The following is a 16343-nucleotide window of genomic DNA, read 5'->3' as shown; positions in this document are numbered from 1 at the left end:
TGTTCGCACATTTCAGCGCGATCTCTGGCGACGGTTTTAAAACTTTAGCTGAAGGCCAACGTGTACAGTTTACTGTTACTCAAGGTCAAAAAGGCCCACAAGCCGAGAACATTGTTAGCATCTAACTGCTACACAATTTAATGGGTTAGCAATAGCCCATTAATATATTTACCTTCATAATTATTTAGTCGAATATCTTCAAAACCTCCTCAGTAAATATTTTCCAAGCGCCATCTCATTTGTATCCGCAACTCATTAATTAGTGCATTTTTAAACACATTTACTACTATCTCTCTTGAGCGAAAGCTTTGTATTGCCTACAATAGCGCATACTTCATTCAATATAGAATATGACCATGAACGACACTACCGCAAAACCTGCTTTACCAGATCGCCTTTCTATTAATCCACGTAGCCCACATCATGTGGAAGAAGTTTTTGAACACGATATTGGTATCACGTTCAACGGCAAAGAGCGTTTTGATGTTGAAGAATACTGCATCAGCGAAGGTTGGATAAAGTTTGCATCTCCAAAAGGCCTTGATCGTCGCGGACAACCACTTTTACTTACAAGAAAAGGCACTGTTGAAGCCTTTTATAAGTAAGTTAATAATACCTATTAAAAAAGCGGCACCTTTTTGGGTAGTCGCTTTTTTTTGTGCTTGTTAAGAATCATTTAATTGTATTAATGTTCGCTTTACCCAGCACCCAATCTAGGCCTTGGATTGCTGTTGTTGGAAATGCGGTTGCATGATTAGCGCCGTCAATAACAACACTTTTTAATTCAATATTGTTACTGCTAAGTGCTTTAATTTTTTGTGCTAATTGCTTTGCCCCTTCCACCATATTTTGCCCTTCACCAAAGCTTAGCGTTTCCTTTGCCCCTACCGATATATAAACCTTTGTAGGCACTTTAGGCTTATGTGCTTGTAGCGCTAATACTGCATTGCTGTTAAACCAAACCGATGGGCTGCCAATAATATAATTGTTAAATAAATCGGGCATCGTAAATAAAATAGTGGCACCAAATAACCCGCCTAAAGAATTACCTATATAGGTTTTTTGTGTGCTACTTGCTCGGTAGTTACTTTGTATAAATGGCAGCACAGTATTTTTTAAAAACAGCGCATGATTTTGAGCGTTACCGGTTTGCTTTTTCCAGCTTTGAGCCTTATTTGGGGTGTAGTCTCTAATTCGACTATTAGACCCTCTAGATCCTTTTTCGTAGCTAATGGCCACAATAATAGCCTCCTGCATATTGCCGCTATTCATAGGAAACAGTGTAGCACCCGCCACAATAGGAAACGTATACGGTGCATCGGTTAAATAAATAACCGGATATATTTTTTCAGGCTGCTTTTTATATGACTTAGGGAGCTGAATAAAAACAGGGTATACCCGTTTAGTAGCAGGCTCAGTTAACTCAATAACACTACTTCTAGGGATTTGGTACGGGGTATTTGCGCTTAATTTAAAACACATTAAAGCGCAGAGTAACAGCAAGTATTTTAAAGCAGTATTCATTTTATATTAATTAACCTAAGCCAAGCGTAATAATCGATATTGAATGACTACTTTAACTCACTTTTAGCTTTAGGCTATTAAAAAACAAAGTTAAATATTGAAAGGCAGTGCTACATGTTAGCTGTTTGTAGCACTGATAACACTAAGCTATCTGATCAGATTCAGCGCTTGAACACGGGCAGTTATCGTCATTTTGTTTAAGGCATTGTTGGTAATTAAACCAATGAGCTACAGCAATAAAGGCCGACCCAATTAAAGTAAACGCTTTTTCGGCGACCTCATGTCCTAGCAATACCGCACATATCATAAAGGCTAACCCAATAACGCCGCAGGCCATATAACGTAAACGCTTATGCTTTTTACAGCCTAAGCTTAATGCCAATAAACTTGTTGGCAGTACCGCCGCAAGAATCCATAAATGAAATTGCTCACTATCTATTTGCAGTACAGCAAAGCTTGGCAATAGCGCTAAAATAACCGGGGTTGCAAAACAATGTACTGTACACATTAACGATAACCCAATCGCCATACGATCCATAACACTTTGACTCGACTTCATTATTTCCTCTACTAAATTAGTGCCTCTACTCAAAAGCGTTACTTTTAAAGAGACATTTTAGTAACAACAGTTAATTACTATTGATACATTATAACACTTCCCACATAATTGATATAATATAACATCCATCAAGGTAGTCAAATGAAACGTAGATCACAATTAGCTGTTCTCATAGCAGCTTTATTACCTGCAAGTGTGCTTGCATCCACAATAGAGGGCGTTGTTTTAAACAACAAAGGTAAAGTAGTTACCAATGCAACAGTAGAAGTTGAAGGCTCAGACCTTAAAGTAACCACCGATGAAAACGGTAAATTTGTAATAGCAGAGCTAAACAATGGCTTAAAAGAGCTACATGTTGTAGCCCCTGGTTATGCTCACCTTCATCGCGATATAACAATAACGAATGATGATAACCAATCGGTTACTTTTAATTTAAAGCGCTCGCCTATTGAAGTTATTGATATTGAAGCAACCCCTATTCATATGTCGGCAATGGAATCTGCGTCGCCTGTTAGTGTTTTATCTGGCGAACAACTAAGACGACAACAAGCTGCAACCCTTGGCGACAGCCTTGAAAAACTTCCAGGCGTTAATACTAACTTTCACGGGAAGGTAGCCAGCACACCTATTATTCGTGGTTTAAGCGGCCCTCGTGTACTTATTACTCAAAATGGCCTTGATGTAAGTGATGTGTCGCGCGTTGGCCCCGATCACTCTGTAGCATCAGAGGCGTCTACCGCACACCAAATTGAAGTATTACGCGGCCCAGCAACATTGTTTTATGGCAGCGGCGCGATTGGCGGTGTGGTTAATGTGGTAGATAACCGCGTACCAACCGATAGCACAACACGCGGCGAGTGGAACGTAGAACATAACTCGGTTGATAACCAAAAAGTGGCCTCTTTTAATGCCACCACAGGTACCGATTCATTTGCTTTTTATGCCGATGCATTTTGGCGTGAAGCCGACGACTACGAGGTGCCTGTAGCTGCCGATATAGATAGCAATGGTGAAGAGCATCATGGCGATTACACTGTTGAAAACAGCAATGAAGAGTCTGACGGTTTTACTGTTGGCGCTAGCTATTTAATGGATAACGGCTTTATTGGCATAGCGGTAGAGCAATTTAATCGTCAATACGGTATTCCGGGCCATACGCACGGCGATGAAGAAGAGGAAGAACACAGCGACGAAGAAGAGAGCGTATTTGCTGATTTAGAGCAAACTAAAGTGCAATTATTAGGTGAGTACAACCTAGATAATAAATGGCTAAACAAAGTAAACCTGCGCGTTGGCCACACTGGCTACGAACACGCTGAAATTGAAGGTGGCGCTGTTGGCACTACCTTTAAAAACGAAACAAATGAGTTACGCATAGACCTGCTGCATAACCAATTTAGCGAGTGGAATGGCGGCATTAGTTTTCATTACAAACAAAGCGATGTTGAAGCACAAGGTGAAGAGGCCTTTACTCCTCCATCAGAGACCGAAAGCTTTGCTGTAGCGCTAATGGAAGAAAGGCACTTTGGTGATTTTTTAGTGCAGTTAGGTGGGCGCATAGAGCGTGTAACAATTGAAGCAGGTGACGTATTACTGCCAAATATTGACGCTCACGCACACGATGAAGCGCAAGAAGCCGACGAGCATGATCAAGACCACGAAGAAAGCGCAGAAACCACTCGTGTATTTGACGTAGAGCATGAATTTACGCCAATCAGCTTATCGGCAGGCGTAGTGTGGGATTTTACACCTAACTATAATTTGGGGCTTTCTGTATCGCGATCTGAACGTGCGCCCTCTGCCTCTGAGTTGTTATCGTTTGGGCCGCATATTGGTACTGGCACTTACGAAGTAGGCGCACTATTTGATTTAGATGACGATGAACATTTAGGTTTGTCTGATCAAGCAATTGACCTAGAAACAGCCAATAATATCGATTTAACTTTTCGTAAAACCCAAGGTGGTATTGGCTTTATTTTAAATGCCTTTTATAACCAAGTAGATAATTATTATTACCAAATAGATACCGGTTTATACGCAGAAAGTGGCCACAACCATGGCGATGAAGAAGAAGGCGCTGACGAACACGATCATTCATCAGAGCTACCTGTTTATTTATTTAAAACAGACGATGTAATTTTACATGGTTTTGAAGCGCAAATTGCGTGGCAGTTAACAGATGAATTTAAAGTAGATTTATTCTCAGATTACGTTCGTACACGCCTAAAAGACGGCGGCGATTTACCCCGTACTCCACCGCTTCGTTTTGGCAGCGAGTTAAGCTATCAAACAGATAAACTAAGTGCGCATATTCACGTTACTCGCTATCAAAAGCAAGACCGCACAGCCCCACAAGAAACAGCAACAGACGGTTACACATTGGTTGATGCAAGCATCTCTTACGACCTTTCAGTATTAAACCAAGATATGTCTGTTTACCTGCGAGGCACCAACTTAACAGATACAGAAGCACGCGTGCACAGCTCATTTGTAAAAGATATAGCACCACGTCCAGGGCGTAGCTTTGCGCTAGGCATTCGCGGTTATTTTTAAGCATTAAAAAATTATAATTAAAGGAAATAAACATGAAAAAACTATACAAATTAAAGCTTATTGCACTGGCTATTAGCACTACATTTATTACAGCCTGTGGCGATGCAGAGACCAATATTGTAGAAAAAGATCCTATTATTGTAGAAGACGAGCACGATCATGACGATGATGATCACGACCATGATGATGGCTACACCATAGACTCATTAGGCAGATTAGCTGTACTGGCAGGCGATAGCAACGAAGCCAGCTTTTATGACCTAGATGACAACGCTTTACTTGAAACATTTACCCTTACGAATGATTCAAACACACTGTCGTCATCACCTGATTTTCGTTATGCCGTTATTGCAAGCCGCGCACAAGATTACCTAGGCTTTATTGATGGTGGTTTATGGCGTGAAGACCATGGCGAGCATTTACACGACTACGAGCAAAGCCCAGCGGCTAGTAGCTATGAGTTAACAAGTGGCAGTCGCCCTACTCACCTTGTAAAACACGACGGTCAATTAGCTGTTTTTTATGATGGTGATACAGACTCAGGCACGGTTGCCTCTGTTGAAGTATTAACAGATAACGACATAACAAGCGCAACAGCAACGCTACCGAGTATTAGCTACGATATTAATATGCACGGTGTAGCAGAGCCACGAGGAGAGCATTTATTATCAACACTTCGCCGTGATGACAGCGAAAGCACATCGGTTGCTAAAGTATTGCCAGACCAAGTAGGTGTTTATCACTTTCATGATGGTGAATACGAGCTTGAACAAACCTTAGAAGTTACGTGCCCTGATTTACATGGCGCGGCACAAAACCACGACTACGTAGTATTTGGCTGTAGCGATGGCGTGTTATTAGCCCACCAGCACGATGATGAATACGAAGCAGAAAAAATAGCGAACATTTCAGCCGTTGGCGATTTACGCATTGGTAGTATTTATGGCCACGAAGATAGCGAGACCTTTATTGGCGTAGCATCTGGCCATGGAGGCGGAGAAGCCGTAATTGTAACTATTAACCCTGTAACAGCACAAATGGAAGAATTAGAATGGCAACTAGCCGATGGCGCAAGTGCTGTGTCGTACTCTTTTTCTGCCCATGGCGAGCACTTTTTAATATTAGACAGCTTAGGCTTTTTAAATGTATTTAGCGCACACGACCATGATGGCGAAATGCATTGGGAGCTTGAAGGTCAAGTTGATATTACCGAGCAAGATGTATCAACCATGCCAGAGGGCATGAGCTTTAGCATGACAGTGGCACAAAATGGTCAGTTTGCTTATGTAGCCGACCCGATTGCTCAGCACGTTGTGCAAGTACACCTTGAAGACTTAGAAATTGAAAGTGAGCTAGAGTTAACTTTTCCACCTGCAAGCATTACCTGGTTAGGGATTGCACAAGAAATAGAAGATGAAGATCACGACCATTAATTTAAAACTAACGCTTTAAGTTAAAGCCACAAAACAAAAAACCCGCAATTAGGTCTACTAATTACGGGTTTTTTACAGCTATTTATTTAGCTCTATTGTTACTTACGGCGCCAGCCACTCCATACATCATCTATATCATCGGCTTTATTTTTTTTCTTTTTCTTGCCTGTGCCTTCTGGTTTTGCCATTGGCTTTTCATTTTTAAGCGCATCAGCTGCATCAAGGTTTGCTTGGTTTACAGCAAAACCGGTTACTTCTTCACGCTCTAGGCGTAGTTTGTTTTTCTTCTCGATTATTTTAAAGTGATGCAAATCTTCATAATCAACCAATGAAAGCGCTAAACCTACTTCACCAGCACGGCCGCTTCGACCAATACGGTGCATGTAATCAGCAGGACTGCGTGGAAGATTAAAGTTTATTACCACTGGCAGCTTTTCAATATCTAAACCACGTGCAGCAATATCAGTTGCGATAAGTACTTCGATTTCGCCCGCTTTAAATTTTTCTATTACACGAGTTCGCTCACTTTGGCCTTTATCGCCATGGAAAACTTGTGCATTAACACCGCGCTTTTCAAGTTTGCTAGCCAAGTGCTCACAGTCTTTTTTCGCGTTCACAAAAATCAATGCTTGGCGCCATTTATGGGTTTTAATTAAATGCGCTAAAACCGTGGTTTTCTCGCCTTTGTTAACACTAAACACGCGCTGTACAAGTGTGCTTTCATCTTTATTTTGTACTTGTATTTCAACAGGATTAGTTAACAGTTCTTGCGTTAATTGAGTGACTTGCTCTGGGAAGGTCGCTGAAAACAACATGGTTTGTTTTTTAGCAGGCATTAACGCTAAAAGATCAGCCAGCTCTTCGGTAAAGCCAAGGCTTAGCATACGGTCGGCTTCATCAAGCACTAAGGTCGTCACTTTATCGAGCTTAATAGCATTGCTTGAGATTAAATCAAGCAAACGACCTGGCGTTGCAACAATAATATCGGCACCGCCGCGCAGTGCCTGCATTTGTGTATTAACCGACACACCACCAAACACGGCCACCGTTTTAATTGCGCCATTAAAGTTAGCAGAATACGATTTAACGCTATCGGCCACCTGCGTTGCAAGCTCGCGAGTAGGTACCAAAATAAGCCCAGTAACAAAGTTACCTTTACTGGCAGTATTTTTAGCGCCCTGCTCTAAAAATAGGGTTTGTAGCATAGGTAAAGCAAACGTCGCTGTTTTACCTGAGCCAGTATTTGCCCCCGCAATTAAATCACTGCCCGCAAGCACACAAGGTATAGCCTTAGCTTGAATTGGCGTAGGCTGGGTATATTCCAAATCGGTTAAACGAGCTAATAGCTCTGGAATAAGGCCAAGTTCGGAAAAAGTGCTAGGGCTTGTTGCTGAGGTCATAAAAATTGTGGGCTCATTGCTAAAAAAGTAGCCTGTAATTTTAGCGTATTTAGCGCTTATTAAGTAGGTATTAGTGATTTTAATGTTTTCATAGATAACAGCTGCGTGTTGTAAAGGTAACTGTAAGCGCAGGCTACCCCCCGCGCTTTGCCCTTTTATATTACTGAGTTTTATTTAACTGCGTTTGCAATCTACTTTTAGTCTCTTTTAAGGCATTTAAATAGGGGTATGTGGTATCTGCAACATTTAAAGCAGCCTCTATTTTAATAAGTGCTTGTTGTATATTACCTTTTAATTCATAGCCATAACCTAACCCCCATAGTGCATCAACAGATTGTGGGTGATGCTTAACATTATGCTTAAATACTGCCAAAGCACGCTCATATTGCTGCATATTTACTAGGTTGTAACCAAGTTGCCTAACAGCTGCCTCTGGAGGTGTTATTTGCTCCCCCCATTGCTGAGATAACTTTTTATAATAAACATCAATAGATTCTATATCATCGCTTAAAGCACTCATTGGCATTTGTTTGGGTAAAAACAAATTATGGTAGGCATTAAATACCCCAGCGGCCGATGTTAAGTTATGCGATACATTATCAAATGCATCACTGAAAAAGCGTAAATTTGGCAAGCTATTAGATTGCAAAGCTTGCTGCAGCTCATTATATCGCTCACGCATTATGCCGGCTTCTTCGCCGATATTGATGTAAACGTAGTTATTCAGATCTTTTGATTTATTGATAAACGATTTAGTCGCTTTTACCGATGCGCCATAGTTCCACCAAACGGCAGGGCTGTAAGCAATATGCGCTTGGAAAAGCTCAGGGTTAGCTTGCATAGTATAAAGTGCAAACACGCCTGCTGCTGAGCCCCCAGCAATCACATTAAAGTTATGCGTACGATAGTTTTTATTAATTAAGGGCATAAGCTCTTGCTCAATAAATGCTAAAAACTTTGCTGCACCACCGCCTTCACCTACCGGGCCTTGTGGCTCTTTATTAACTGTGGGGTATAAATCTCTTAAGCGATTGGTGTTTTCAATAGCGACAATAATAACCTCAGGCGCACGATTATTATTTTGCAGTCGATCCATTACAGCACTTATAAGCGGTATGTTACCCGCGCCATCTAGGCGATAAATAACTGGATAAACTTTGTTTGGATTAGCTTGGTAACTCTTTGGAAGTTGAACTACAACGGTACGTAGCTCATTTAAAATTACTGAATTGATAGTATGCGTTTGTTGCGTATAGCTAATGGTTTGCTGTTTTAAATCAGGCTCTGCAAGTGTGTTATTAGAAAATATAAATAAGCTACATATAAAAATAGCAGTGAATAAACGCATAGCTAATCCTTTAGAAAATAGTGTGTTATTTAATCTAACAGGCTTTGAGGTACAAAAAAAGGCGCATCGAGCGCCTTTTTAGTTTTAACTAATAAATAATAACCTATTGATTTTATTCAACCGTAACAGATTTAGCTAAGTTACGTGGTTGGTCAACGTCGGTACCTTTAATTACTGCTACGTAGTACGACAGTAGCTGCAATGGCAGTGTGTAAACAATTGGCGCAATAATGTCGTCAGTGTGGTTTACGTTGATTACACGCATTGTGTCGTCTGACTCAAAGTGTGAATCTTTATCTGCGAATACGTAAATAATGCCGCCACGTGCGCGTACTTCTTCTACATTTGATTTAAGCTTTTCTAATAACTCATTGTTTGGTGCTACAACAATAATTGGCATGTCAGCATCAATAAGTGCGAGTGGGCCATGTTTTAGCTCGCCCGCTGCGTAGGCTTCTGCGTGAATGTAAGAAATCTCTTTAAGTTTAAGCGCACCTTCCATCGCGATTGGGTATTGTGAGCCACGACCTAAAAACAATGAGTGGTGCTTGTCGGCAAATTCTTCTGCAAGGTCTGCAATGCCATCTGCAAGCAGTAATGTTTCTTCAAGCTTAGCAGGTAGTACTTTTATAGCATTTACAATAGCACTTTGATCAAGCTGTTTTTCTTGAGCTATAGACGCAGTAAGCATTAACAAACCAACTAATTGCGTTGTAAATGCTTTAGTAGAAGCCACGCCTATTTCAGCGCCAGCTTTGGTCATAAAGGCAAGGTCTGATTCGCGTACAAGCGATGAACCAGGTACGTTACAAATGGTCATTGAGGCCATGTAACCTTGCTCTTTAGCTAGGCGTAATGCAGCTAGCGTATCGGCAGTTTCACCCGATTGAGAAATAGTAACAAGTAAGCTATTTTCATGAACAAACGACTGACGGTATCTAAATTCAGAAGCTATTTCTACATTACAGCTAACGCCTGCAAATTGCTCAAGCCAGTAACGTGCAACCATACCTGAGTGGTATGACGTACCACAGGCAATAATTTGTACGTGTTTTACATCTTTAAATATTTGCTGAGCGCTGTCGCCAAACGCATCAATTGCTACGCGATCGTCGTTTAAACGCCCTTCAAGCGTATTACGTACTGCAAGTGGCTGCTCGTAGATTTCTTTTAGCATGTAGTGGCGGTAATCGCCTTTGCCTGATGCATCTTGCGTAATGTTTGATTCAATCACTTCACGCTCAACTGCGTCGCCATTTTCATCAAAAATTTCTACTGTGTCACGTGTAATACGCGCTACATCGCCTTCTTCTAAAAAGATGAAGCTACGAGTAACAGGTAATAGTGCTAACTGATCAGACGCAATAAAGTTTTCGCCAAGGCCTAAACCAATAACAAGAGGGCTACCTGAGCGCGCTACAATGATTTCGTTGTCGTTTGCTTTATCAAATACAACTGTACCAAACGCACCTTCAAACTGTTTAACAGCAGCTTGTACTGATGCTAGTAAAGTCGTGTGCTGCTTACGAAGCTTATGAATTAAATGCACCATTACTTCGGTATCGGTTTCAGATAGGAACTCGTAACCTTCTTCTTTAAGCGATGCGCGTAAGCTTGCGTGGTTTTCAATAATACCGTTGTGCACGAGTGCTAGCTGGTTGTTTGATACATGCGGGTGTGCGTTTTCTTCAGTAACGCTACCGTGTGTTGCCCAGCGAGTGTGTGCAATACCTGTATGACCGCTAACGCCTGCTTTCTCAAGTGCGGCTTCTACGTTTACTACTTTACCTACTGCTTTAACAGTATTAAGTGTGTTGCCATCAAGCAATGCTACGCCTGCTGAGTCATAACCACGGTATTCAAGACGTTTAAGGCCTTCAACTAAAATTTTGTTTACTGGACGTTCTGCAACTGCCCCAACTATTCCACACATAGTGTCTCCATTAATTTTTTAATTCTAGTAACTCACTTTGTAGTTACTATTCAATAATCTCTGCGCAAATTAGTTTTACACCACACGCCTCAATTGCTTTGCGCTTTTCGTCTGCTAAGCCATTGTCGGTTATTAATGTGGTTACTATTTTCCACGGTAATTCTAAATTTGGTATTTTTCGGCCAATCTTATCTGATTCAACCATTACAATTACTTCACGAGCCGCTTTTGCCATTACTTGGCTCAAACCAACTAACTCATTAAAGGTTGTTGTGCCACGTTTTACATCTATACCATCCGCACCAATAAAGAGCTGATCGAAGTCGTAAGAGCATAATACATTTTCGGCAACTTGCCCCTGAAACGACTCAGAATGCGGATCCCACGTCCCACCGGTCATCAAAAGTGTTGGCTCGTTCTCAAGTGCTAATAAACGACTCGCTACTTTAATTGCGTTTGTCATTACAACTAGCCCACGCTTATCAGCAAGCTCGGGGATCATCGCAGCAGTAGTACGCCCGCTATCAATAATAATGCGGTTATGATCTTTTATAAGCGTTGCTGCAGCTTTTGCTATAGCCACTTTGCGCTTTGAATCTATTTCATCGCTAACAATTTCTTTAGGCAGAGCAATAGCACCGCCGTAACGGCGCAGCAATAAGCCACTTTTTTCAAGCGCGGTTAAATCTTTTCGAATGGTTACTTCAGATGTTTGAAACTGTTCAGCTAAAATATCGACAGCCACTTCACCTAATTCATTAACTTGAGTAAGGATCAGATGGCGGCGTTGCTGGGTGTTTCGTTTGGTCATAAGTAATTACAATTAAGTTTCGCTTCGAAAGTTAGTGGATTTTAAACGAAACATAATAAATGGCAAGTGAATGCGTAAAAAAAGCGCAATGTGCGCTTTTTAATTTAACAGCATGTAGATGTGGTGAAACATTCTAACTTGCTCAGTGAGCTAGAAACTAGATTACTGAGCACGCTATTATTTTTTAGTTCAAATAAGGATATATTAAAAACTCACTACCTAAAATATATAAACTCCAAGAATCACGCTCATCTTTTTGAATTAATACATCGTGGTAATTATTCGAGATTTGTGGACTCTCCCAAATAACTTGATTTGATAACTTATCCACTAGGCTAATTGTTTTTTCTATAGAGTAATGCGCCAGATAGTTTCGGCCATAAACGCCACCTATAGCTTCATCGAGGATTTTCTCTTTGTGGTAAATTGTAAAGCCCTTAATTTGTTGTTCGTCCAAAATTTCTAATGCTTTCGTTTTCGTATCTAATACTATTAAACCACCTTCTTCATCGAAAGTACCAAAAGTACGATAATCAATTATTAGCTCTAGTTGAGGATCTGAATCTAGCTGAATAGAATGTACATGCGCTACATGGCTTGTTGTTTCTTGTAAGAAATCTAAAGGTACAGGCCAATTGCTACTGTCAATTGAAATGGGTGATAAGCTTGGATTTTCGTAAAAAGCTATACCTAAATCGTAATAACCTATTATTATTTTTGACAACTCCTCAGACGGCAAGTAAGGAAAGTAGGCTCTTGATACTACTTCTCCTGTTTGTTTAGCGATTGTGTAATATCTAATATCACTTTTAAAGCTCAAATGTGTTTCGGACTCTGTAAAAGCAAAATCATACGAATTAGAAAAAGTCACTTCTGCAACGCTAGTTTGCCAAATTACACTGGTTGAACCTGTATTGCGTTTAACAATAAATGTCTCGTTGTTAATTTGAGTTAATGAATACTCAATTTGATTTTCATTATCTTGCGTTAACAGCATCTCTCCAGTGAAAGTAACAGGTGCATTATTGTGCGTTACCTTAGCCGAACGGCCAAAATCTGAAATGCTAACCGTATCATCAACAGCACCAACAATATGAAGATTAGGAAGTTGACCTTGAGCCACTGATGAATACTCAAGCTGCCATAGCCCATTCTCATAGCTAAAGCTTTGCATCGCATATTCTTCGTATAAATAACTTCCTTCTAAACTATCTGTTTTGCTTACTAATAATGACTGTATTCCATCATTATCAAAATCAACAGCACCTATTACTCTCCCAATGGGGTTTTCAGCAATAGATACAGAGAACAATTGCCACTGCTGATCAAAGTAATAAAGCTCTTTTGAATTAGAAAAATAAACATGACTATAAGGACTATCTACTTCAAGGCTAATCGAAATACCATCATTGAAATTAGTCTCAAACTTTTCACTACCCACCTGCAGTTCACCACCTTCCCACCATATTAGTTCACTATAATGTTCGGAGGCCTTATATCTAGTTACACGACAATTATCACCACTGGTAAATGCCTTAAATTTATATTCAGAATAGGGTCCTATCAGGTATTTGTTCTGTTTGACATCAAATATACTTTCCCTATCAATTAACTCTTTAAAGCCGTCGTTATTCAAATCACAAACTTGAATCAAGCGATTTGAATAATTAAGTGAAAGGTCCGGCGCAACAATAAGCGTAGTGATAGAAAGATCATTTCCATTAATAAGATAGCTATCATACGAATGCCCCGCCGAAAGAAGAATATCTTCAATACCATCGCCGTTGTAATCAAATACCATAGAGTTATAATTTTCAGCCGAAACATCATCTATCAGCAAACTACTTGAGCCCTCATTAGTTAAAAATATTTGATGCTTAGCTGCCTCTTGGTTGTAAGTAATACTTAGCCAATTTAGTTGCGTCCCTGACTGATTAAGAAATGCACCTACATGCTCAACATTTGAAGGTAAGGGAGGTATCCATTTATTGTATTCTAGCAACCCTGTCTCACTGAGACTTAAGATATAATTATCATTACCGCGTAATACACCCCTTTTTTGGTTCGAAAGCTTAATTGAAGCTACACTGGATGTTGAGTTGTTCACATAACCAACTGAGCAATTATCTACGCCACCGAGTGATTGAAGGTTGATTTGGTGCTTAATTCTTATTTGATTGTCAGAGTTTGAGATATCAACAGCAAAATTTACGTTTAAATTACTACCAAAGTCAGGCGCGTTGCTTAACCAATTAATCTCTCCTTGTTCTGAAATCGAGATATTACTTGGCCCATAAGCAATTTTGTATTCAAAAGGACCATCGAACTCATCATTAGATAAGTTAATAATGGCTGTATAGTGTTCACCTAATTCTATTTCATCATATGCAGTAATGTCAGAAACAATTGCTGGCAGTTTTTCTAATTTAAACTCATGCTCCACAGTATTTTCTGCACCACTTGGGTCTACAACTGTTAACGAAATACGATAAAGGCCAGGTAGGTCTCCAATAAAGTCAATTTTGCTACCGGTGCCAAGTTGCCAACTAGCATTCTGCGGAAAAGTTATTAATTTCCACTCATAACCTAATGGTTCAAAATCAGGGTCCTTGGACTGCGTTGCATCAAGAGTAAGGATAGAGTGTCGTAGAGCTTTGTTCGAGCCTGAAATACTTGCTATAGGAATAGAGTTGGCAGTATTGTTATAAACATTATCTAAGTCAGTTAAATAAAACTCTAGTGGCAAAAATTCATTAGATAGATGTATGGTCGAAATGCCATTAGCTTTGAGAGCTACACTAGCAGTATTTTGTGATATTAGGGTGTACTTTGCTCCTATTATTGAAGGCAGAGATATATCATTGGTTGGATAAAACTCATCAGTTTTTATTGTTAGTTTTCCTAAATCACTAAAATAAACTTCGCCATTAAAACCAATACCATACCCAACATTGGTTGCATCTAAAACAGCATCAAGCCTTACATTAGAGAATAAAATATCAAGGGAATTTTCATCAGCACCTTTAAATTGAATATTCACAGTAGCGCTACTGTCACTATTAACTCCCTGACTATTAGCAATAGCAAAACCTTCTGTTAAATAGGTAACCCCAAGCACTTCGTTACTAATTGTTAAACTAGGTACTACCCCATATTCTAAAACAAATTCAGCGTTAGAGTTTTCGATATAAATATCAGATTGCCCATTAAAAACCCACCCAGCAGCAGAGCAATTGTTATAAGTAATTATATAGTGCTGATTAGCCTCTTCCTCTTTCATGTCAGCAGAGCCAGTAACACAACCGAAATTATCAGATTGGTTATCTAGCACTGGGTCGTGGAGAAATAGATTTTGATAATCCTCTCCAAATACTATGGAATTTAGGCTATCTATTAGATATGAGTACTGAGTTGTTAGTTGAGTTACATTACTTGCTGTTATTTCGAATAAAGATAATTCACCGTCATAGGTAGGCGTATTTTGATAATCAGGCTTAACAAATTTAGTTTTTCCAGAAGAACCAGAATCATTATTAGCAGGTTGGCTGGCATCATTACCCCCTCCCCCACAACCGGCTAAAATAATTGTTAAACAGAATAATTTAGTTAGTTTATTTAATTTCATTACTTACTCCTTGTAACATAGATTTTACATTATTAAAGCTTTTTTAAAAAGGAATATAATAAAAGTCAAAATTTGTTTAAAACCTTTTTAGCCCATACAAAAAGGTAATAACAACTTTTCAGTAAAATATATAAGCATGAGATAATACTTAATAATGTATGCATATAAATGAATAACAAACTCAATGAAATTATTTAATAGCGTGACTAAGCCATATTTAATGCAAAGAAAACAAACAGGCGAGATATGCCGATTATTCAATAAAAGCCCGAGCAAAGGTAATTTAAAGCGTATTAAAGAGCTGTTCGCACAATGCGGTGAAGAGGTAATTATAGAATCAGGTTTTCATTGCGATTATGGCAATCAAATAGTTATTGGTGATCGTACTTTTATGAATGTTAATTGCACACTTCTCGATTCGCCATTAGCCAATTACTCAATCACCATAGGTGATGACTGCTTAATAGGCCCGAACGTTCAGCTTTTAGCTGTGTCACATGCTACTAATCCAGCAGAAAGGCTTAATAAGGAAAACTTTGCAGCACCTATCGCGTTAGGCAATAACGTATGGATTGGCGCAGGCGCTATTATTCTTGCTGGAGTTAATATAGGCGAAAATAGTATTGTGGGTGCGGGTGCTGTGGTTACTAAAAATGTAATGGCTAATACCGTAGTAGCGGGTAATCCAGCTCGTGAAATAAGAACACTATAATGTGATTTTAACGTTGGGAGTCGCTGTGCTCGCCCGACCTACGTGATGGTGTTGCTATGAGTGTGTTAATTCGCACATTTCATTTTCTGCAGACGTAAAAAAACCGACTATTTCTAGTCATGCTCTCTACAATTTTAAGCCTTGTGATGTCGTAGTGCCCACAGCGGTGGAGAGTCACATAGCAAATACTACACTCTCTTTGTGTCGGGAGTCGCTACGCTCGACCTACCTACGTGATAGGTGTTGATGTGAGTGTGTTAATTGCGCGTATTTTACTTTTCTGCAGACGTAAAAAAGCCCGACTATTTCTAGTCGGGCTCTCTACAATTTGAAGCCTGGTAATGTCCTACTTTCACATAGCAAATGCTACACTATCATCGGCGCTGTTTCGTTTCACTACTGAGTTCGGCATGGAATCAGGTGGGTCCAAAACGCTATTGTCACC

The 16343-nt window shown here is 39.8% G+C and carries 12 protein-coding genes and 1 rRNA gene; 5 read left to right on the top strand and 8 right to left on the bottom strand.

Annotated elements, in window-relative coordinates; all coding sequences use genetic code 11:
• On the top strand, positions 1 to 125 hold a 125-nt coding region (locus H5088_RS12000; protein ID WP_182752961.1), incomplete at its 5' end, for a cold shock domain-containing protein.
• A 231-nt stretch (positions 126 to 356) separates the two neighbouring features.
• Positions 357 to 605 carry a DUF3297 family protein gene (locus H5088_RS11995; protein WP_002963088.1) on the top strand — a complete coding sequence of 83 codons (249 nt, stop codon included), beginning with the start codon at positions 357 to 359 and terminating at the stop codon, positions 603 to 605.
• Positions 606 to 672: 67 nt separating this feature from the next.
• Here the strand turns inward: H5088_RS11995 and H5088_RS11990 are convergent, their stop codons facing one another.
• Positions 673 to 1524, bottom strand: coding sequence for an alpha/beta hydrolase (locus H5088_RS11990; protein ID WP_182752960.1), 852 nt, complete (start codon positions 1522 to 1524; stop codon positions 673 to 675).
• 142 nt (positions 1525 to 1666) lie between these two features.
• Positions 1667 to 2083: a MerC domain-containing protein gene (locus H5088_RS11985; protein ID WP_154903794.1), complete on the bottom strand. Its 417-nt coding sequence runs from the start codon at positions 2081 to 2083 to the stop codon at positions 1667 to 1669.
• A gap of 141 nt (positions 2084 to 2224) precedes the next feature.
• Between H5088_RS11985 and H5088_RS11980 the strand changes: the two genes are divergently transcribed.
• Entirely contained in the window at positions 2225 to 4636 is a 2412-nt protein-coding gene (locus H5088_RS11980; protein WP_182752959.1) for a TonB-dependent receptor, read from the top strand.
• A 32-nt stretch (positions 4637 to 4668) separates the two neighbouring features.
• Complete coding sequence (locus H5088_RS11975) at positions 4669 to 6069, top strand: 5-methyltetrahydrofolate--homocysteine methyltransferase (protein ID WP_182752958.1); 1401 nt, start codon at positions 4669 to 4671, stop codon at positions 6067 to 6069.
• A gap of 98 nt (positions 6070 to 6167) precedes the next feature.
• Here H5088_RS11975 and H5088_RS11970 read toward each other — a convergent pair whose 3' ends face one another.
• The 5 genes from H5088_RS11970 to H5088_RS11950 form a co-directional block, all read right to left on the bottom strand.
• Entirely contained in the window at positions 6168 to 7469 is a 1302-nt protein-coding gene (locus tag H5088_RS11970; protein ID WP_182752957.1) for a DEAD/DEAH box helicase, read from the bottom strand.
• A 160-nt stretch (positions 7470 to 7629) separates the two neighbouring features.
• The gene (locus H5088_RS11965; protein ID WP_182752956.1) at positions 7630 to 8817 is read right to left on the bottom strand and encodes an alpha/beta hydrolase-fold protein; all 1188 of its coding nucleotides are present in this window, start codon (positions 8815 to 8817) and stop codon (positions 7630 to 7632) included.
• Positions 8818 to 8929: 112 nt separating this feature from the next.
• Complete coding sequence (glmS, locus tag H5088_RS11960) at positions 8930 to 10750, bottom strand: glutamine--fructose-6-phosphate transaminase (isomerizing) (RefSeq protein WP_154904280.1); 1821 nt, start codon at positions 10748 to 10750, stop codon at positions 8930 to 8932.
• A gap of 46 nt (positions 10751 to 10796) precedes the next feature.
• Positions 10797 to 11561 (bottom strand): DeoR/GlpR family DNA-binding transcription regulator, encoded by a 765-nt coding sequence (locus tag H5088_RS11955; RefSeq protein ID WP_182752955.1) that lies wholly within the window; start codon positions 11559 to 11561, stop codon positions 10797 to 10799.
• 184 nt (positions 11562 to 11745) lie between these two features.
• Positions 11746 to 15186 (bottom strand): VCBS repeat-containing protein, encoded by a 3441-nt coding sequence (locus H5088_RS11950; RefSeq protein ID WP_182752954.1) that lies wholly within the window; start codon positions 15184 to 15186, stop codon positions 11746 to 11748.
• Between the two features lie 184 nt (positions 15187 to 15370).
• Between H5088_RS11950 and H5088_RS11945 the strand changes: the two genes are divergently transcribed.
• A complete protein-coding gene (locus H5088_RS11945; RefSeq protein ID WP_024596997.1) occupies positions 15371 to 15898 on the top strand; it encodes a sugar O-acetyltransferase in 528 nt (175 codons plus the stop codon).
• Between the two features lie 333 nt (positions 15899 to 16231).
• Here the strand turns inward: H5088_RS11945 and rrf are convergent.
• Positions 16232 to 16343: ribosomal RNA gene (gene rrf, locus H5088_RS11940) — 5S ribosomal RNA — on the bottom strand; the annotation flags it as partial.

Source organism: Pseudoalteromonas sp. SR43-3, from assembly GCF_014163875.1.
In the GTDB taxonomy this organism is placed as follows: Bacteria; Pseudomonadota; Gammaproteobacteria; order Enterobacterales; family Alteromonadaceae; genus Pseudoalteromonas; species Pseudoalteromonas distincta.
Note: the sequence above shows the minus strand (reverse complement) of the source record. Positions and strands in the feature narration are given on the sequence as shown.